Source organism: Promicromonospora alba (assembly GCF_042654905.1).
GTDB classification, from domain to species: Bacteria; Actinomycetota; Actinomycetes; order Actinomycetales; family Cellulomonadaceae; genus Promicromonospora; species Promicromonospora alba.
On record NZ_JBHSFI010000006.1, the window covers coordinates 1 to 15,416 of the forward strand.

The 15,416-nt window shown below is 71.2% G+C and carries 13 protein-coding genes and 1 pseudogene; 2 read left to right on the forward strand and 12 right to left on the reverse strand.

Going from position 1 to position 15,416, the window contains the following annotated elements; translation table 11 throughout:
- Positions 1 to 395 (reverse strand): annotated as a pseudogene (locus ACFO6V_RS19565) (UDP-glucose 6-dehydrogenase); the annotation flags it as partial.
- A gap of 151 nt (positions 396 to 546) precedes the next feature.
- Between ACFO6V_RS19565 and ACFO6V_RS19570 the strand changes: the two are divergent.
- Positions 547 to 1,350, forward strand: a complete 804-nt coding sequence (locus ACFO6V_RS19570) for a siderophore-interacting protein (RefSeq protein ID WP_377138204.1) — start codon at positions 547 to 549, stop codon at positions 1,348 to 1,350.
- 48 nt (positions 1,351 to 1,398) lie between these two features.
- Here ACFO6V_RS19570 and ACFO6V_RS19575 read toward each other — a convergent pair whose 3' ends face one another.
- Entirely contained in the window at positions 1,399 to 2,010 is a 612-nt protein-coding gene (locus tag ACFO6V_RS19575; protein ID WP_377138207.1) for a DUF402 domain-containing protein, read from the reverse strand.
- A 162-nt stretch (positions 2,011 to 2,172) separates the two neighbouring features.
- On the opposite strand from ACFO6V_RS19575, the gene ACFO6V_RS19580 reads away from it, so the two are divergent.
- A complete protein-coding gene (locus tag ACFO6V_RS19580; protein WP_377138209.1) occupies positions 2,173 to 4,914 on the forward strand; it encodes a glycosyltransferase in 2,742 nt (913 codons plus the stop codon).
- Positions 4,915 to 5,008: 94 nt separating this feature from the next.
- Here ACFO6V_RS19580 and deoC read toward each other — a convergent pair whose 3' ends face one another.
- The 10 genes from deoC to ACFO6V_RS19630 form a co-directional block, all read right to left on the reverse strand.
- Positions 5,009 to 5,761 carry a deoxyribose-phosphate aldolase gene (gene deoC / locus ACFO6V_RS19585; protein ID WP_377138211.1) on the reverse strand — a complete coding sequence of 251 codons (753 nt, stop codon included), beginning with the start codon at positions 5,759 to 5,761 and terminating at the stop codon, positions 5,009 to 5,011.
- Positions 5,758 to 6,906 carry an adenosine deaminase gene (locus ACFO6V_RS19590; protein ID WP_377138214.1) on the reverse strand — a complete coding sequence of 383 codons (1,149 nt, stop codon included), beginning with the start codon at positions 6,904 to 6,906 and terminating at the stop codon, positions 5,758 to 5,760. The genes deoC and ACFO6V_RS19590 overlap by 4 nt, the downstream gene beginning before the upstream one ends.
- 36 nt (positions 6,907 to 6,942) lie before the next feature.
- Positions 6,943 to 7,155, reverse strand: coding sequence for a hypothetical protein (locus tag ACFO6V_RS19595; protein WP_377138216.1), 213 nt, complete (start codon positions 7,153 to 7,155; stop codon positions 6,943 to 6,945).
- Positions 7,152 to 8,084 carry a hypothetical protein gene (locus ACFO6V_RS19600; protein ID WP_377138219.1) on the reverse strand — a complete coding sequence of 311 codons (933 nt, stop codon included), beginning with the start codon at positions 8,082 to 8,084 and terminating at the stop codon, positions 7,152 to 7,154. Before ACFO6V_RS19600 ends, ACFO6V_RS19595 begins: the two co-directional genes overlap by 4 nt.
- Positions 8,085 to 8,197: 113 nt before the next feature.
- Positions 8,198 to 9,586, reverse strand: a complete 1,389-nt coding sequence (locus ACFO6V_RS19605; protein WP_377138222.1) for a thymidine phosphorylase — start codon at positions 9,584 to 9,586, stop codon at positions 8,198 to 8,200.
- On the reverse strand, positions 9,583 to 10,026 hold the full coding sequence (locus tag ACFO6V_RS19610; protein WP_377138225.1) for a cytidine deaminase: 444 nt from the start codon (positions 10,024 to 10,026) through the stop codon (positions 9,583 to 9,585). The genes ACFO6V_RS19605 and ACFO6V_RS19610 overlap by 4 nt, the downstream gene beginning before the upstream one ends.
- Complete coding sequence (locus ACFO6V_RS19615; RefSeq protein WP_377138228.1) at positions 10,023 to 11,321, reverse strand: ABC transporter permease; 1,299 nt, start codon at positions 11,319 to 11,321, stop codon at positions 10,023 to 10,025. The genes ACFO6V_RS19610 and ACFO6V_RS19615 overlap by 4 nt, the downstream gene beginning before the upstream one ends.
- Positions 11,318 to 12,649, reverse strand: a complete 1,332-nt coding sequence (locus tag ACFO6V_RS19620) for an ABC transporter permease (RefSeq protein ID WP_377138230.1) — start codon at positions 12,647 to 12,649, stop codon at positions 11,318 to 11,320. The genes ACFO6V_RS19615 and ACFO6V_RS19620 overlap by 4 nt, the downstream gene beginning before the upstream one ends.
- Positions 12,646 to 14,169, reverse strand: a complete 1,524-nt coding sequence (locus ACFO6V_RS19625; protein ID WP_377138233.1) for an ABC transporter ATP-binding protein — start codon at positions 14,167 to 14,169, stop codon at positions 12,646 to 12,648. The genes ACFO6V_RS19620 and ACFO6V_RS19625 overlap by 4 nt, the downstream gene beginning before the upstream one ends.
- A 122-nt stretch (positions 14,170 to 14,291) precedes the next feature.
- A complete protein-coding gene (locus ACFO6V_RS19630; RefSeq protein WP_377138235.1) occupies positions 14,292 to 15,368 on the reverse strand; it encodes a BMP family lipoprotein in 1,077 nt (358 codons plus the stop codon).
- Positions 15,369 to 15,416 lie beyond the last annotated feature (48 nt).

A 15,416-nucleotide genomic window follows, 5' to 3' on the forward strand; every position in this document is an offset into this window, starting at 1 on the left:
GGGTGCTCGGTGCGGACGCGTTCGGTGAACCCGACGGGGATCGTGGACTTGACCACGATCGTCGCCTCGGGCGCGACCTGTAGTACCTGGGTGATCACGGACTCGACCGAGGACGTGTCGAAGAAGTTGGTGACCTCGTCGTAGTTCGTCGGGGTCGCGATGACCACCACCTGCGCACCGGTGTACGCCAGGTCCTTGTCGAGGGTCGCGGTCAGGTTCAGGGGCTTGTCCCGGAGGTATTCCTCGAGCTCTGCGTCAGCGATCGGCGAGATCCGGTCGTTGACCTGTGCCACCTTGACCGGGTCGACGTCCAGGGCCCAGACCTCGTGGTTCTGGGCGAGCAGCACCGAGTTGGACAGGCCGACATACCCGGTGCCGACAACAGCGATCTTCACGACTGAGCTCCTGACAGGAAAGGTCGATGACGCACCCATGCTATGGCGCGCTCCCCGGCCGTCCCAGCCGCCCGGTGATGGCCCAGACCTTTCATCCGTGACGCACGCCACACCGGCGCTCGTCCGGCGCGGAGGTTAGGCTTACCTCACAATGACTACGCAGACCACGAACGCACCGACAGGCAAGCCCCGCAAGGCAGCCCGCACCACGGCGACCGTGACTGCGGTCCGGCACCTGACACCGCACATGATCCGGGTGACGATCGGCGGAGAGTCCCTGGCCGCCGTCGACCCGACGTCGCAGACGGACCGCTACATCAAGCTCGTCATGGCCGAGTCCCCCGAACCCGAGGGCCGTCCGGTGCTGCGTACCTACACGATCCGCAACGTCGCCGAGTCGAGCTGGGACATCGACATCGTGACCCACGGCGACGTCGGCTACGGCGGTCCCTGGGCGCAGCGCGTGCAGCCCGGCGAAGAGGTCTCGTTCGTGGGGCCGGGCGGCGACTACGCGCCGTCTCCTGACGCCCCGTGGCACCTGATGGTCGGGGACGAGTCAGCCCTGCCCGCCATCGCGGCCGCGTGCGAGGCCCTGCCCGACGGCGCCGTGGCCCACGTCTTCGTCGAGGTCTCCGACGCGTCCGAGGAGCAGACGATCACGAGCGCCGGGGACCTGCACCTCACGTGGGTGCACCGGTCCACGGGGGCGAGCGTCGCCGACGTCGTACAGGCCGCCGAGCTCCCCGAGGGTGTGCCCCACACGTTCCTGCACGGCGAGGCAGGGTGCGTGCGCGACCTGCGCCGGTGGGCGCGCGCGACGCTGGGCGTGCCGCGCGACCTGCTGTCGGCGTCGGGCTACTGGCGCCGGGGCCGTGACGACGAGCACTGGCGTGCCGAGAAGGCCGAGTGGCGCGCAGCGGTGGAGCAGGACGATCTGGCGCTCAGCGCGCACTGAGGTGCGCCGCGGGACCTGTGCGCGGACGCGGAGGCTTCCCGCGTCCGCTCACAGGGCGTCGAGCACCGCCAGCCAGCGCTTCGCTGTCGTGCCGTCGTAGGGCGGCTCCCCCGCTCGGACGGCGGCGAGCAGGGCGTCGGCGTCCGCGCGGACGCGGGCAACGACGTCCGCCGGGTAGCCGTACTTCACGGTGTGCTCGGCGAACTCGTCCTCGTCGTCGATGGAGTACTGCTCGCCTCTCTTGCCGTCCACGTGCCCGTCCCTCATCGCGACGACGTCGAGGTCCATGTCGACGCTGGTCACCTCCCAGGCCGGAGCGCCACCGGCGCGCCCGCCGTCGTACCGCCACTCCGGCACGGTGGCCAGGTCGATGTAGATGGCTGTGTCGTGGGGGTGCCCGTTGAACGACGGGATCCAGCCGAAGTCGCCGACCAGCACCACTCCCGGCGACTTCGAGCGGTACCGCAGACCCGGCCGCGCATGGAGCGTCCGGGTCGGATAGCCCAGCCACGCACCGTGCTCGTCCGAGCCCAGATAGGCGCAGTCCAGGACCCAGTGCGGGGTACCGTCCCACTTGCGGAAGCGCATCCGGACAGGGGTACCCGGCACGGTCGGCAGCGATACCGAAAAGCCCTGGTCAGCAGGTTGTTGCGCAGACATGTCCAGGAGCCTACCGAGACGTCGTCGGGCCGTAACCCAGGGGCACTACGCTCTGGCCACCGTCGCTGTTCGCGCGGGCCCCGATGCCCTGTCGCGAGGCGCGCGACGACGCACGCGCCGCGACGGTACCCGCCACTGCCCACTGCCCCACGAGGAGCCTTCATGTCCCCTGCAAGCCGCCGTCTCGCCGCGTCCGGTGAGACTGCGCACCAGGTCCCGTCCGCTGACGAGATGATCGCCGAGGCGCTGTTGGACGTCGCCGCGATTCCCCTCCACAACCCGCATCCCGATCGGCCCGACCCGATACCCGATGCCCGCCCCCTGCCGCTGCCCGACCAGGAGACCTGGGCGTCCGCCAAGGAAGCGAACCGTCAGCCGCGAGAGGTGTGGTCCGCCCCGGACCGTGCCGCGGACCGCCCCTTCCAGGAACGGCCGGAGCCGCTCTCCGGCGACGCGGTGCTCACCGCTGCCCTCCGGCGTGGCCTCCCCATCGACGAGGCGGTCACCACCTCCATCCGTGGCACCCGCAGCCTGGACACCGCTCAGTGGCGGTCGCTGTGCCACTCGCTGATGGCGCATCCGGAGACGCGCCGTGCCGGTGTCGCCGGCGCCGCGCTCATCGCGCAGCGCGTCGGCCTGCGTGAGCTCGCCTGGGACCTGCTGCGCCAGCTCGGGCCCGACGACGCCGCGCGCCTCGCCCCCGCGGAGTACCTCCGGGCGGGCATCGCCATGGCCAACCCCGACGTCGCCCGGACGGCGGCCACCTGGGTGCGCCACGGATTCGTGACCGACGCGGCGGTGCTGCTCGAGATCGCGAAGCTCCTGTTCATCGGGGACGAGCCCGAGGCGTCGGCGGAGGTGCTCGAGGCCGCCCGGCTCGGCACGGGCCGCACCGAGCAGGTCGGCGCGTCCATCGACTACCTGGCCCCCTGGGTCGAGAAGGCACTCAGGCCCGCCAAGCCCGCACGAGTACCGACCGGCCATGTCTCGTTCGCCGTCATCGACTACAAGGCACCCGACGAGAACGTCTCGTCCAGCAACATCGGCGACGCCGTGCAGACCATCGCGAGCCTTGGTCACCTGCTGCGGCACGAGGGCCTGCGCCTGCACGGCGACGACGCCGTCGCGGACCCCGTACGGTTCCTCGCCGATCGCGTGCGCCCCGATCAGAGGGTGGCCGGACCGGGTGCCGACGTGCAGCTGACGCTGGTGCAGCGCGACATGTCCCGCCTGGACGCCGTCCCGGAGAACACGTGGATGCTCGCGTTCGGCTGGTACATGCACAGCCAGTTCGACCTGCGCTTCGACTTCCCGTTCCACGAGAACCTGCAGCCGCTGTTCGTCTCGTTCCACGTCAACAAGCACGCCATCCTCACGCCCACCGCCGTCGACTACCTCAAGGCGCACGGGCCCATCGGCTGCCGCGACTGGACCACCGTGCACCTGCTGCTCAACGCGGGTGTCCCGGCGTTCTTCAGCGGCTGCCTCACGACGACCATCGACACGGTCTTCCCGGCGGACTTCACGCGCGCGCCCGCCAGCGCCCCTGCCGTGTACGTGGACACCCCCGTCCCGGAGCACGACGCCGGGAGCGAGCTCGTCACCCACCTGCATCCCTCGGTGCGCTCCAACGATTTCGGCAGCAACCTGCACACCGCCGTCGACCTGCTCGATGCGTACCGCGGCCGGTACTCCCGGGTCGTCACCTCGCGCCTGCACGCCTTCCTGCCGTCGTGGGCCATCGGGGCCGACGTCGACTTCCGGCCCCGGAACGACGCCGACATCCGGTTCGCCGGGCTGCTCGACGCCGACGAGGGCGGGCGTCGTGCCATGCAGGAACGGATCCGGGCCGTCGTCGCACCGGCGATGGCCAAGATCCTCGCCGGGGCCTCTCGCGACGAGGTCTACGCCACGTGGCGCGCGTCCGTGGCGGACGAGGTCGAGCACGCGCTGGCGGTGCACGAGGCGCCGGTGCCCGCGCCGTCCGGCAGCTGCTCGGTGGACGACGTGGTCGCGGGTGTTCGGGCCACGCGCGTCGTCGTGGAGGCTGCACGGCCGCGCAGGCTCCCGGCGTCGGGCGAAGCCGGGACCCTCAACGTTGCAGTGGCCCTGGACGGGAACCTGCGTTCGCAGATGGAGGTGGTGGTCGCCGGAGTGGTGCGGCACACCGACCGGCCGGTGCGGGTGGTCGCGCTCACACGCGACCACACCTCGGCGGACCACGACCGGCTCGCGGGGATCTTCCCCGAGGTCACGTTTGAGTGGTACGCGTGCGACGGGATCGACTACGGGACCGTGCTCGGCATGCTCAAGCACATCACGGTCGCCACGATGGACCGGCTGCTGCTGCCCGAGCTGCTGCCGCACCTGGACCGCGTGATCTACCACGACCTGGACGCACTGTCCGTGGTGGACCTGGCCGAGCTGTACGACGCCGACCTCGGCGGGGCACCCCTGGCGGCCCGCCCGTCGATCTCGTACAACTACCGGCACGGCATCGGGAACGTCATCCGGTCCACCCGGCTGCTCGGGCACGACCCGGGCGCCGCACGTGACCTGGTGCGCACCATGACCCAGCGGCACCGGTACGGGTACCGCGGGTTCAACGCGGGCATCCTGCTGCTCGACCTGGCGGTCATGCGCGCCGACCGGTTCACTCACGAGTTCGTGCCGTACGCCGAGCGGTACGGGCTGAACGACCAGGACGTGCTCAACGCCTACGCGGGTTCGCGCTACCGGCAGCTGGACGCGCGCTGGAACGCGTGGCCCACGCAGGAGGTGGTCACCGAACCCGCGCTGATCCACTGGGCGGGACCGGTGAAGCCGTGGCACGACGACCGGTACATCCTCCTGAAGGAGCACTGGACGGCCACGGAGGCCTGGCTGGCCCCCCGCCGGGCCTGACTTGATCGCTGGTCGGGCCCACATCGTTGGTCGAGCTTGTCGAGACCTGGGTCTCGACAAGCTCGACCAGCGATGGCTCGACCAGCGGTCGGGGTCAGTAGGTGTCGGTCGACGGGGTCGGCGTGGCAGCGTTCGCGTCGAAGCCGTCCAGGACCGACGCCGTGCCCGACAGCCCGAGCCGGGTCGCGCCCGCCTCGATCATCGAGAGTGCAGCGGAGAGGTCCCGGATCCCGCCCGAGGCCTTGACCCCGAGCCGGCCGCCACCCGCCGCACCGACGGTGCGGGCCATGAGCGACACCGCGTGCACCGAGGCGCCGCCGGCGGGGTGGAAGCCCGTCGACGTCTTCACGAAGTCCGCGCCGGCGGCCTGCGCCGCCTTGCACGCGCCCACGATCTGCTCGTCGGTGAGTGCCGCCGACTCGATGATCACCTTGAGGATGCGGTCGTTCGGGACCGCGGCGCGCACGGCCGCGATGTCGGCCTGCACGGCGTCGAACCGGCCGGTCCGCGCGATGCCGACGTCGATCACCATGTCGATCTCGTCCGCGTCGTCCGACACGGCACGGGCAGCCTCGAAGGCCTTCACGTCGCTCATGTGCTTGCCCGACGGGAACCCGCAGACCGTCGCGACGGCGAGCCGTCCAGCGGCCACCTCTACCGCGAGGGACACGAACGACGGGGACACGCACACCGAGAACACGCCGAGCGCGGCGCCCTCCTCGACGAGCGTGGTGATGTCACCCGCGGTGGCCTCCGGCTTGAGCAGCGTGTGGTCGACGTACGCGGCGAGCGCCGCCCTGTCGTGCGGCACGGCGGGGGTCCGGGGCGCTTCGGGCTGAGCGGTCATACGAGTGCACCTTCAACTTTCTGGATTCCGGGCAGGATTACCTGCTCCACGAGGTCACGCCGCTCGTCGTGGTGCATGAAAGCACCCCAGGCGGCGGTGACCGTCACGTCGACGAGGTCGTCGAGCGTCCAGCCCGCCTCGTCGACGAGCAGCTTCATCTCGTGCGTCATCGACGTGCGAGACATCAGGCGATTGTCCGTGTTGAGCGTCACGGCGAAGTCCAGCTCCTTGAGCCGGGTGATCGGATGCTTCGCGATGGACTCGGCGGCTCCGGTCTGCAGGTTCGAGACCGGGCACAGCTCGAGCGGGATCTGGTGGTCGCGCACCCAGTGCGCGAGGCGGCCGAGGTCGGCGGCTCCCCCGCGCCCGTCGCCCGTGAGGCCGCTCTCAGCGGGATCGCCGGGTACGAAGGCGATGTCCTCGATGATCCGGGCGCCATGGCCCAGCCGGTCGGCGTGCCCGAGGTGCACCGCCTGCCCGATGGAGTCGAGGCCCTCGGCCTCGCCCGCGTGGATGGTCACGGGCACGTCATGCTCCGCGAGGTAGCGCCAGATCCCGAGGTGGCGCGACGGCGGGAACCCCGACTCGGGCCCCGCGATGTCGAACCCGGCCACGCCGTGGTCCCGGTACGCGACGGCGAGCTCCGCGATCTCCTGCCAGCGGTCCAGGTGGCGCATGGCCGTGACCAGCTGCCCCACCCGGATGATGTGCCCGTCCGCGGCCGCCAGGGCGATGCCGTCGTCGATCCCGGACTGGACGGCCTCGACAGTCTCCTCGAGCGACAGCCCGCCGGCCAGGTGCTGCTCCGGCGCCCAGCGCTGCTCTGCGTAGACCACGCCGTCCGCGGCGAGGTCGAGCACCGCCTCGCGGGCGACGCGCGCCAGGTTGTCCGCCGTCTGCATGACGGCGATGGTGTGCTCGAAAGTCTCCAGGTACCGGACGAGCGAACCGGAGTCGGCGGATTCGCGGAACCATTCGGCGAGGGACTCGGCGTCGGCCGCGGGCAGGGTGTGCCCTGCGGCGTCCGCGAGCTCGAGGACGGTCTGCGGTCGCAGCCCTCCGTCGAGGTGGTCGTGCAGGACAACCTTGGGCAGGGCGCGTAGCAGCGCCTCACCGGGGCGCGCCCCGGGGTCTTGCGTGGTCATGCTGACAACCTACCGTCCGGCACCGACAGCCGGCCGTCAGCCGACCTCGGGGCTCTCTTCGTCGGAGGGGTCGGCGGGCACGTCCAGCGCCTGCTCGACGACGTCCGCCTCGGCGGCGGCGCCGTCGCTGTCGGGACGCGGCGCATCGGGGACGTACTCGTCCGGGTCGTGCGTGGCGTCCACCTCGGTGTCCTCGAGCGGATCCAGGCCGGCGTCGCGCCAGGAGTCGGGACCAGGGAGTGTGCTCATCGGGCCTCCTCGTCGGGTGCTTCCATCGTCACCCGGGACTCGTCACCGTGCCACCGCCCGGCGCGCTCGGGCAGCAGCACCCAGGCGACGTGCGGCCAGCCGCCGAGCGCCGCGGTCAGCGCCTTGCGCACGCGTGCGGCCGTCCGGTCGCCGGTCGACTGCGAGATGTCCGCCCTGCCCGACGGCGCCGGGGGCGGGTCGAGCAGGGCGGCGACGGGAACCGTGTGCAGCCCGGCGCCTGACGGCTCGTACAGGACCGCGCTACCGTCCGCGCCCTCGCCGTCGGCGAGCGTGAGCAGCACCACGTGGCGCGGGACCGCGGAGTCCCAGCCACCCGTGACGTCGCCACCCGTGTACAGCGGCACCGGGACACCCGCACGCGCGCTCGCCACCGCCGCCTCCAGCAGGGCCCGAGACCCGGCCACCCGGTGGGTGTAGCGCACGCCGCCGTAGGTAGCGAACCGCGCGGCGCCCCACGGCGGCGTGCCGTAGGTGCGTGGCCAGCCCGCGACGACGAGTCCGCGCCGGTTGGTCGCGGCCTGGACGGCATGCTGCAGCCGCACGAACTGCTCGGCCGGGTCGCCGCTCGCGAGCCGCAGGGCCGCCCGCGGGTCGCCTGCCAGCCCGAGCATCGCAAGCACCGCCGACCCGCACGTCCGCTCGTCGACCTGCACGGCCGCAGCGGTGGTCCCGTCGAGCGACGGCAGGTTCAGCCGCCGTGGAAAGCCGACCGTCCCGGTGCCACGCTCCCGCGCCAGCGGGTCCAGGACGGAACGCCGCGCGCGGGACGTCACCGACTCGAGGCGCTGCTCGACGTCCTCGGGCACGGCAGGCCGGGCGAAGCGGCCCGGCGGCGGCGGGGCCGGTACCGGCCCGCCGAATGCACGCACGGCGCCGAGCATGGACGAAAGGTGCAATGTCGACGGCACGTCCACAGGCTAAGCCGGGCCGGAGCGACTCGCCGGTTCGCCACGCTGGGGTGCGCGGGCGATCCCGCGCACCCCAGAAGGTGCAGGTCAGCCCGCGAAACGGGCCCGCAAGGTCAGACGATCCGGTCCAGGACCACCGACTCGTCGGACGCCAGCGTGGCTCCGACCAGTGCTCCGGCGCCCACGTCTACCATCGACAACGCGTTCGCCGCGCCGGCCAGGGCGCCACCGAGCCCGCCGACGCCCGCGCTCTCCGGCTCCACCGTCCAGCCGCCCTGGAGCGCCTCGCGCGCCCGGGCGAACCGCTCGGGGGTGTCGGTGTGCAGGGTGAACAGCGGCTGGCCTGCGGCCACGGTCTCCCCCGGCTTCACGTGGATCTCGATGCCCGCGGCGGCCTGGACGGCGTCTTCCTTGCGCACCCGGCCCGCACCCAGCCGGTGCACGGCCACCCCGACGGCGTACGCGTCGAGCGAGGTCAGCACGCCCGACTCGGGGGCCACCACCGTCTCGGACTCCTTCGCGACCGGTAGTGGAGCGGAGACGTCGCCGCCCTGCGCCGCGATCATGGCCCGCCACTTGTCCATGGCCCGGCCGTCGGCCAGGGCCTCGCGCACGTCCGCCTCAGAGGCGGGGCGGTCGGCCGCTGCGAGCATCTCGACGGCGAGCGCGACGGTCAGGTCGACGACGTCGGACGGCCCCCCGCCCGCGAGGACCTCCAGGGACTCGCGCACCTCCAGGGCGTTGCCCGCCGTCCGCCCCAGCGGCACCGACATGTCGGTGACCAGGGCCACGGTGCGCACGCCGGCGTCGGTCCCGAGGTCCACCATGGTGCGGGCGAGCTCGCGCGCGCTCTCCAGGGTCTTCATGAACGCGCCAGAGCCGACCTTCACGTCGAGGACCAGGGCCCCGGTGCCCTCGGCGATCTTCTTCGACATGATCGAGCTCGCGATGAGCGGGATCGCCTCGACGGTGCCGGTGACGTCGCGCAGCGCGTACAGCTTGCGGTCGGCAGGAGCGAGGCCCGCCCCTGCGGCACAGATGACGGCGCCCACGGACTCGAGCTGCGCCATCATCTCGTCGTTCGACAGGGACGCGCGCCAGCCGGGGATGGACTCCAGCTTGTCGAGGGTGCCGCCCGTGTGGCCCAGCCCGCGGCCCGAGAGCTGCGGTACCGCCACGTCGAACGCCGCGACGAGCGGCGCCAGGGGCAGCGTGATCTTGTCGCCCACGCCGCCGGTGGAGTGCTTGTCCGCCGTCGGCCGGGAGAGGTCGGCGAACGACATGCGCTCGCCGGACGCGATCATCGCGTGGGTCCACCGGGAGATCTCCGCGCGGGACATGCCGTTCAGCAGGATCGCCATGGTCATCGCGGACATCTGCTCGTCGGCCACCACACCACGGGTGTAGGCGTCGACGAGCCAGTCGATCTGCTCGTCGGTGAGGGGCTCGGCGTTGTCGCGCTTCGTCCGGATGATGTCGACTGCGTCGAACTGCTCGGTCATCGGCTTGCCTCTCGCACATGGTCCAGGTCGCCCGGCCCGAAGGCCTGGGGCAGTACTTCGGTCATCGGCACCACGCCCTGCGGGGTGTCGACGAGCAGCTCCGGCCCGCCGTGCTCCCACAGGATCTGCCGGCACCGGCCGCACGGCATGATCGTCTCGCCGAGCGCGTTCACGCACGTGAACGCGGTGAACCGGCCGCCGCCCGACATCACCAGGGCGCTGACCAGCGAGCACTCGGCGCAGAGCGTCACACCGTACGCGGCGTTCTCGACGTTGGCGCCGACGAGCAGGCGGCCGTCGTCGGCGAAGGCCGCCGCGCCGACCGGGAAGCCCGAGTACGGCGCGTACGCCTTGTCCACCGCTTCCCGGGCGGCGGCCCGCAGGCCGTCCCAGTCCACCGCGCCTGCCGCATCCACAGAGCTCACGTCCACCACTCTCATCCCTTGACGTACGGCTCGCCCGACGCGGCCGGGGGACGGGACCGTCCCACCAGGCCCGCGACGGCGAGCAGCGTGACCACGTACGGAATCATGAGCATGAACTGGCTGGGCACCGGCGAGCCCACCACGGACAGCACGTTCTGCAGGTTCGACGCGAAGCCGAACAGCAGGCCCGCGAACGCGGCGCGCACCGGGTCCCACTTGCCGAAGATGACGGCGGCCAGCGCGATGTAGCCCGCGCCGCTCGTCATGTTCTCTCCGAACTGGCTCAGGTTCACGGTGGTGTAGAAAGCGCCGCCGAGCCCGGCCACGGCGCCCGCCACGAGCACCGCGTTGTACCGCGTGCGCACCACATTGATGCCGACCGTGTCCGCGGCCTTCGGGTGCTCGCCCACGGCCCGCAGCCGCAGGCCCCAGCGGGTCCGGTTCAGCGCGTACCAGACGGCGGGGACCGCGAGGAACATCAGGTAGATGAGGAGCGGCTGGCGGAACAGGACCGGGCCGAGCACCGGGATGTCCGACAGCAGCGGGATCGGGATCGCCGAGAACCGAGTGGTGGAGTTCAGCTGCTCCGCATTGGGCACGAGCACCTGCGAGTACAGGAAGCTCGTCAGCCCCACGACGAGCACGTTGAGCACCACACCCACGATCACCTGGTTCACGTGGTACGTGATGGCGAACAGGCCGAGCACGAGCGCCACGAGCGCGCCCGCGAGGACCGCCGCGACCAGCCCGGCGAGCGGGCTGTTCGTGATCGACGAGACGACGGCCGCGGTGAACGCGGCGCCGAGCAGCTGCGCCTCGATCGCGATGTTGACGACGCCCGCGCGCTCACCGATCACGCCGCCGAGCGCGCCGTAGACGAACGGCACGGACCACAGCACGGCGCCGCCGATCAGGCCGACGATCGACAGGTCGCGGGGGCTGCCGGCGCCGGCCCAGGCCAGGAAGCCGATCAGGCCGGCGAGGGCGAACAGCGCCACCGGCCACAGCGGCGTCCTGCTCCCCCGGGCCGTCCGCACTGTCGCGAACGCGGTCACCGCGAGCATGACGGCTCCGCACACCCAGGCCAGCGTCGCCGAGGGCAGCACGATCACCGGGATCTGGAAGGCGTCGCTGCGCTGCGACAGCAAGAACCGCGTGTCGCCCGAGCGCGGGACCGCTACCAGCAGCAGCGCGTACAGCGCGGTCACGGCGAGCAGCACACCCGCCGTCTTCCACGTCACGACCGTCACCGTGCGCGCCGTCTCCGACAGCGGAACGTCCAGCTGGGTGGTCTTGTGGTCGGCGCTCACGCGGCCGCCTCCTTTCGGGTCGCCTTGGTGTTCTTCGAGGCCCGACGCCGACTCGGGTCCGGCAGCCGGAAGATCGCCCGCACCAGCGGCGGTGCCGCGATGAACAGCACGATCAGGGACTGGACCACGAGCACGATGTCGCTGGGGACGCCTTCGGCGGCCTGCATGGTGGACCCGCCGGCCTTGAACGCGCCGAACAGGATGCCCGCCGCGAGCACACCCCACGGGTTGGACCCGCCGAGCAGAGCGACGGTGATGGCATCGAACCCGATGCCCGCGTCGATGTCGGAGCCGAACCCGGTAGTGACCCCGCCCAGCACCTGTGACGCGCCGGCCAGGCCGACGAGCCCGCCGGCCACGAGCATCGAGCTCACCGTTGCGCGGCCGGTGTCGATGCCGGCCACGCGCGCGGCGCTCGGGTTCTCCCCGACGGCGCGGAACGCGAAGCCCGCCGACGACCGGTTGAGCAGCCACCACACGCCGACGACGGCGAGCAGCGACAGGACGAAGCCCCAGGTCAGGTTGAACCGGTCACCCAGCAGGCCGGGCAGCTGCGCCGACGGCGGCGTCGGCGGCGTCGTCGGGTTGGACGAACCGGGCGCCTGCAGCAGCCCGGGCGTCGCCAGGAGATAGGCGATCAGGTAGAACGCCACGTAGTTGAGCATGATCGTGACGATCACCTCGTGCGCCCCGGTGCGGGCCTTGAGGAGCCCGGCGATCCCGGCCCAGAGCGCGCCCGCCGCGATGCCCGCCATCAGCGCCATCAGCAGGTGCAGCGGGAACGGCACGCCGCTGACGCCGAAGCCCACCCAGCCTGCCGCGGCGGCCGCCACGAGCATCTGCCCCTGGCCACCGATGTTGAACAGCCCGGCCCGGAACGCGAGCGCCACGCCGAGGCCCGCTGCGATGAGCGGAGTCGCGTAGCTGAGCGTCTCGGTGAGCGGCCGGATCGCGGTGACGAAGTCCGGCGCCTGCAGGTTCACCACCGAGCCGCGGAACAGCGCCGCGTACGCGCCGCCGATCGCCTGGCCCAGCGCGACGAAGGTGTCGGCAGGCCGAGAGAAGAAGTACGCCGAGGCGGCCTGCACCTCCTCGTTCGTGAAGGCGATCATGATCGAGCCCGCCACCACGGCCAGCAGCACGGCGCCGACGGACACCGTCCAGGAGCTGCTCATCGTCTGCTGCAGCGCCTTCGCCAGGCGGCTCTCCGTGTCGTCGCCGACCGTTTCGCCGGCCGTACGGGCCCGCTCCTGCTCCAACTCCTCGGCGGTGCCGGGGTCAAGCTCCGGCTCGGGGTTCGACCCCGAGCTCGATCCGGGCGCGCTCACGCTGCGTCCCCCTTCGCGTTCTCGGCGGAGATGCCCGCCATCATCAGACCCAGCACGTCGCGCGGGGTGTCGGCGGGCACGATGCCCACCACGGTGCCGCGGTACATCACCATGATCCGGTCGGCCAGCGCCACGGCCTCGTCCAGCTCGGTGGAGACCACGACGACCGGCACGCCGGCGTCACGCGTGGCGACGATCCGCTTGTGGATGAACTCGATGGAGCCCACGTCCACGCCACGCGTCGGCTGTGCCGCGACGAACAGGCGCAGCTCGCGTGACAGCTCGCGCGCGAGCACCACCTTCTGCTGGTTGCCACCCGACAGGCGCCCCACCGGGGTGGTGATGCCCTGCGTGCGGACGTCGAACTCGGCGACCTTCTCGCCCGCGAACTGGTCGCGGTAGGCGAGCTGCAGGGCGCCCCGCTTCACGAACGGCGGCCCGTCGGAGCGGTCGAGCATGAGGTTCTCGGCGACGGTGAACTCCCCGATCAGGCCGTCCAGGTTGCGGTCCTCGGGCACGAAGCCCACCCCCGCGTCGAGGATCTGCCGCACGGATCGGCCCACCAGCTCCTGGCCGTCGAGCGTGATGCTGCCCGACACGTCACCCTGCAGCCCGATGAGGGCCTCGGTGAGCTCGGTCTGCCCGTTGCCCTGCACCCCCGCGATGACGAGCACCTCGCCGCCGCGCACCTCGAAGCTGACGTCGTCCACCACTACCGTGCCGGACTCGCTGGTGACGACCAGGTCGGCCACCTTCAGGCTGTTGTCGTGCAGGGTGGGCGCTTCCTTGTGCACTGTCAGCTCGACGGAGCGGCCCACCATCAGCGAGGCGAGCTCGCCGTCCGACGCCGTCGGCCTGGCCTCGCCCACCACCTTGCCGTGCCGGATCACCGTGATGCGGTCCGCCACCTCACGCACCTCACGCAGCTTGTGGGTGATGAACACGATCGCGGAGCCCTCGTCGCGGAGTTGGCGCATGATCACCATCAGCTCGTCGGTCTCCTGCGGGGTGAGTACCGCCGTCGGCTCGTCGAAGATCAGCACGTCGGCGTTCCGGGAGAGGGCCTTGATGATCTCGACGCGCTGCTGCACGCCCACCGGCAGGTCCTCCACAAGGGCGTCCGGGTCCACGTGAAACCCGAACCGCGCGGAGATCTCGCGCACCTGTGCGCGGGCCGCCTCCAGGTCCAGGCGTCCGCCGCCCCTCGTCTGCTCGTGGCCCAGCATGACGTTCTCGGCCACGGTGAAGACGGGCACAAGCATGAAGTGCTGGTGCACCATGCCGATGCCCGCGCCCATCGCGTCGCCGGGACCGGAGAAGTTCTGGACGACGTCGTCCAGCAGGATCTCGCCCTCGTCCGCCTGGTACAGGCCGTAGAGCACGTTCATCAGGGTGGACTTACCCGCCCCGTTCTCGCCCAGGAGCGAGTGGATCTCGCCTGGCTGAACGACCAGGTCGATGTGATCGTTCGCGACGAGCGCGCCGAAGCGCTTGGTGATACCGCGCAGCTCGAGCCGCATAGGAATCCTTCCCGAAAGGGGTCCTGCTCATGACAGGTCCCGGGGTACACGGCGTGAACCGTGCCCCCCGGGACCATCTTGCGTCAACTTGTCGACAGCTACCGATCAGCCGTCACAGGCCGTCACTCGGCGAGGTAGGACTTCACCTCGACGTCGCCCGAGATGATGGACTCCTTGAGAGTCTGCACCTCTTCCCAGAGGGCCGGGTCCACCTTGTCCTCGAAGTTGTGCAGGGGCGCGAGGTCCACGCCGCCGTTCTCAAGGGTGCCCACGTACGGCGTCGGGTCGAACTCGTCGTTGCCCGAGGCGATGACCGCCTCCTTCGTCGAGACGTCCATCCCCTTCAGGATGGAGGTGAGCACGATGTCCTGCGTGGTCTCGTCCGACTCGTAGAAGTCGGCGTCCACACCGATCAGGGCGACGTCCTCGCCCGAGTCCGCGATGGCGTCGATCGCCGACTGGTAGATCGGGCCGCCCACCGGCAGGATCACGTCGACGCCCTGGTCGAGAACGTTCTGCGCGGTCTGCTTCGCCTCCGGGTTGGCCTCGAAGCCGCCGGTGAACGAGCCCTTCTTGCCGTCCCAGCCGACCAGCTCGACCTCGGTGCCGTTGGTCTCGTTGTAGTACTCGATGCCCTGGCGGAAGCCGTCCATGAAGATCGTCACGGTCGGGAAGTCCATGCCACCGAACGTGCCGACCTTGCCGGCCTCCGAATAGCCCGCGGCGAGGTAGCCCGCGAGGAACGCGCCCTGCGCTGTGTCGTACAGCAGGGGCTTGATGTTCTCGGCGTCGGCCTTGCCGTCGAAGTCGGCGTCCGCGGCGTCGTCGATGATGATGTAGTCGATGTCCGGGTTGGCCGTCGCCGACTCGATGGTCGCGGCCGACAGCGCGAAGCCGACGGTGACGATGGCGTTGCAGTCCTCGGCCACGAGCGACTCGATGTTGCCCTTGTAGTCGCTCGCAGACGCCGACTGGACGTCGGTCAGCTCGGTGCCGAGCTCGTCGGCAGCGGCCGTGGCGCCCTCGAAACCGAGCTGGTTGAAGCTCTTGTCGTCGAAGCCACCGGCGTCCGACACGATGCAGGGCTTGAAGTCGCTGGTGGCCTCGCCACCGGTGGTCTCTTCAGGGGCGGCGCCGCACGCCGAGAGCGCGAGCGCCGCTGCTCCCGCGAGGGCGGTAAGCCGAACAGCCTTCTTCACTGGTGCTCCTTCGATGGTCCAGACGGGCCTGATCCAAACGAGTCTGGG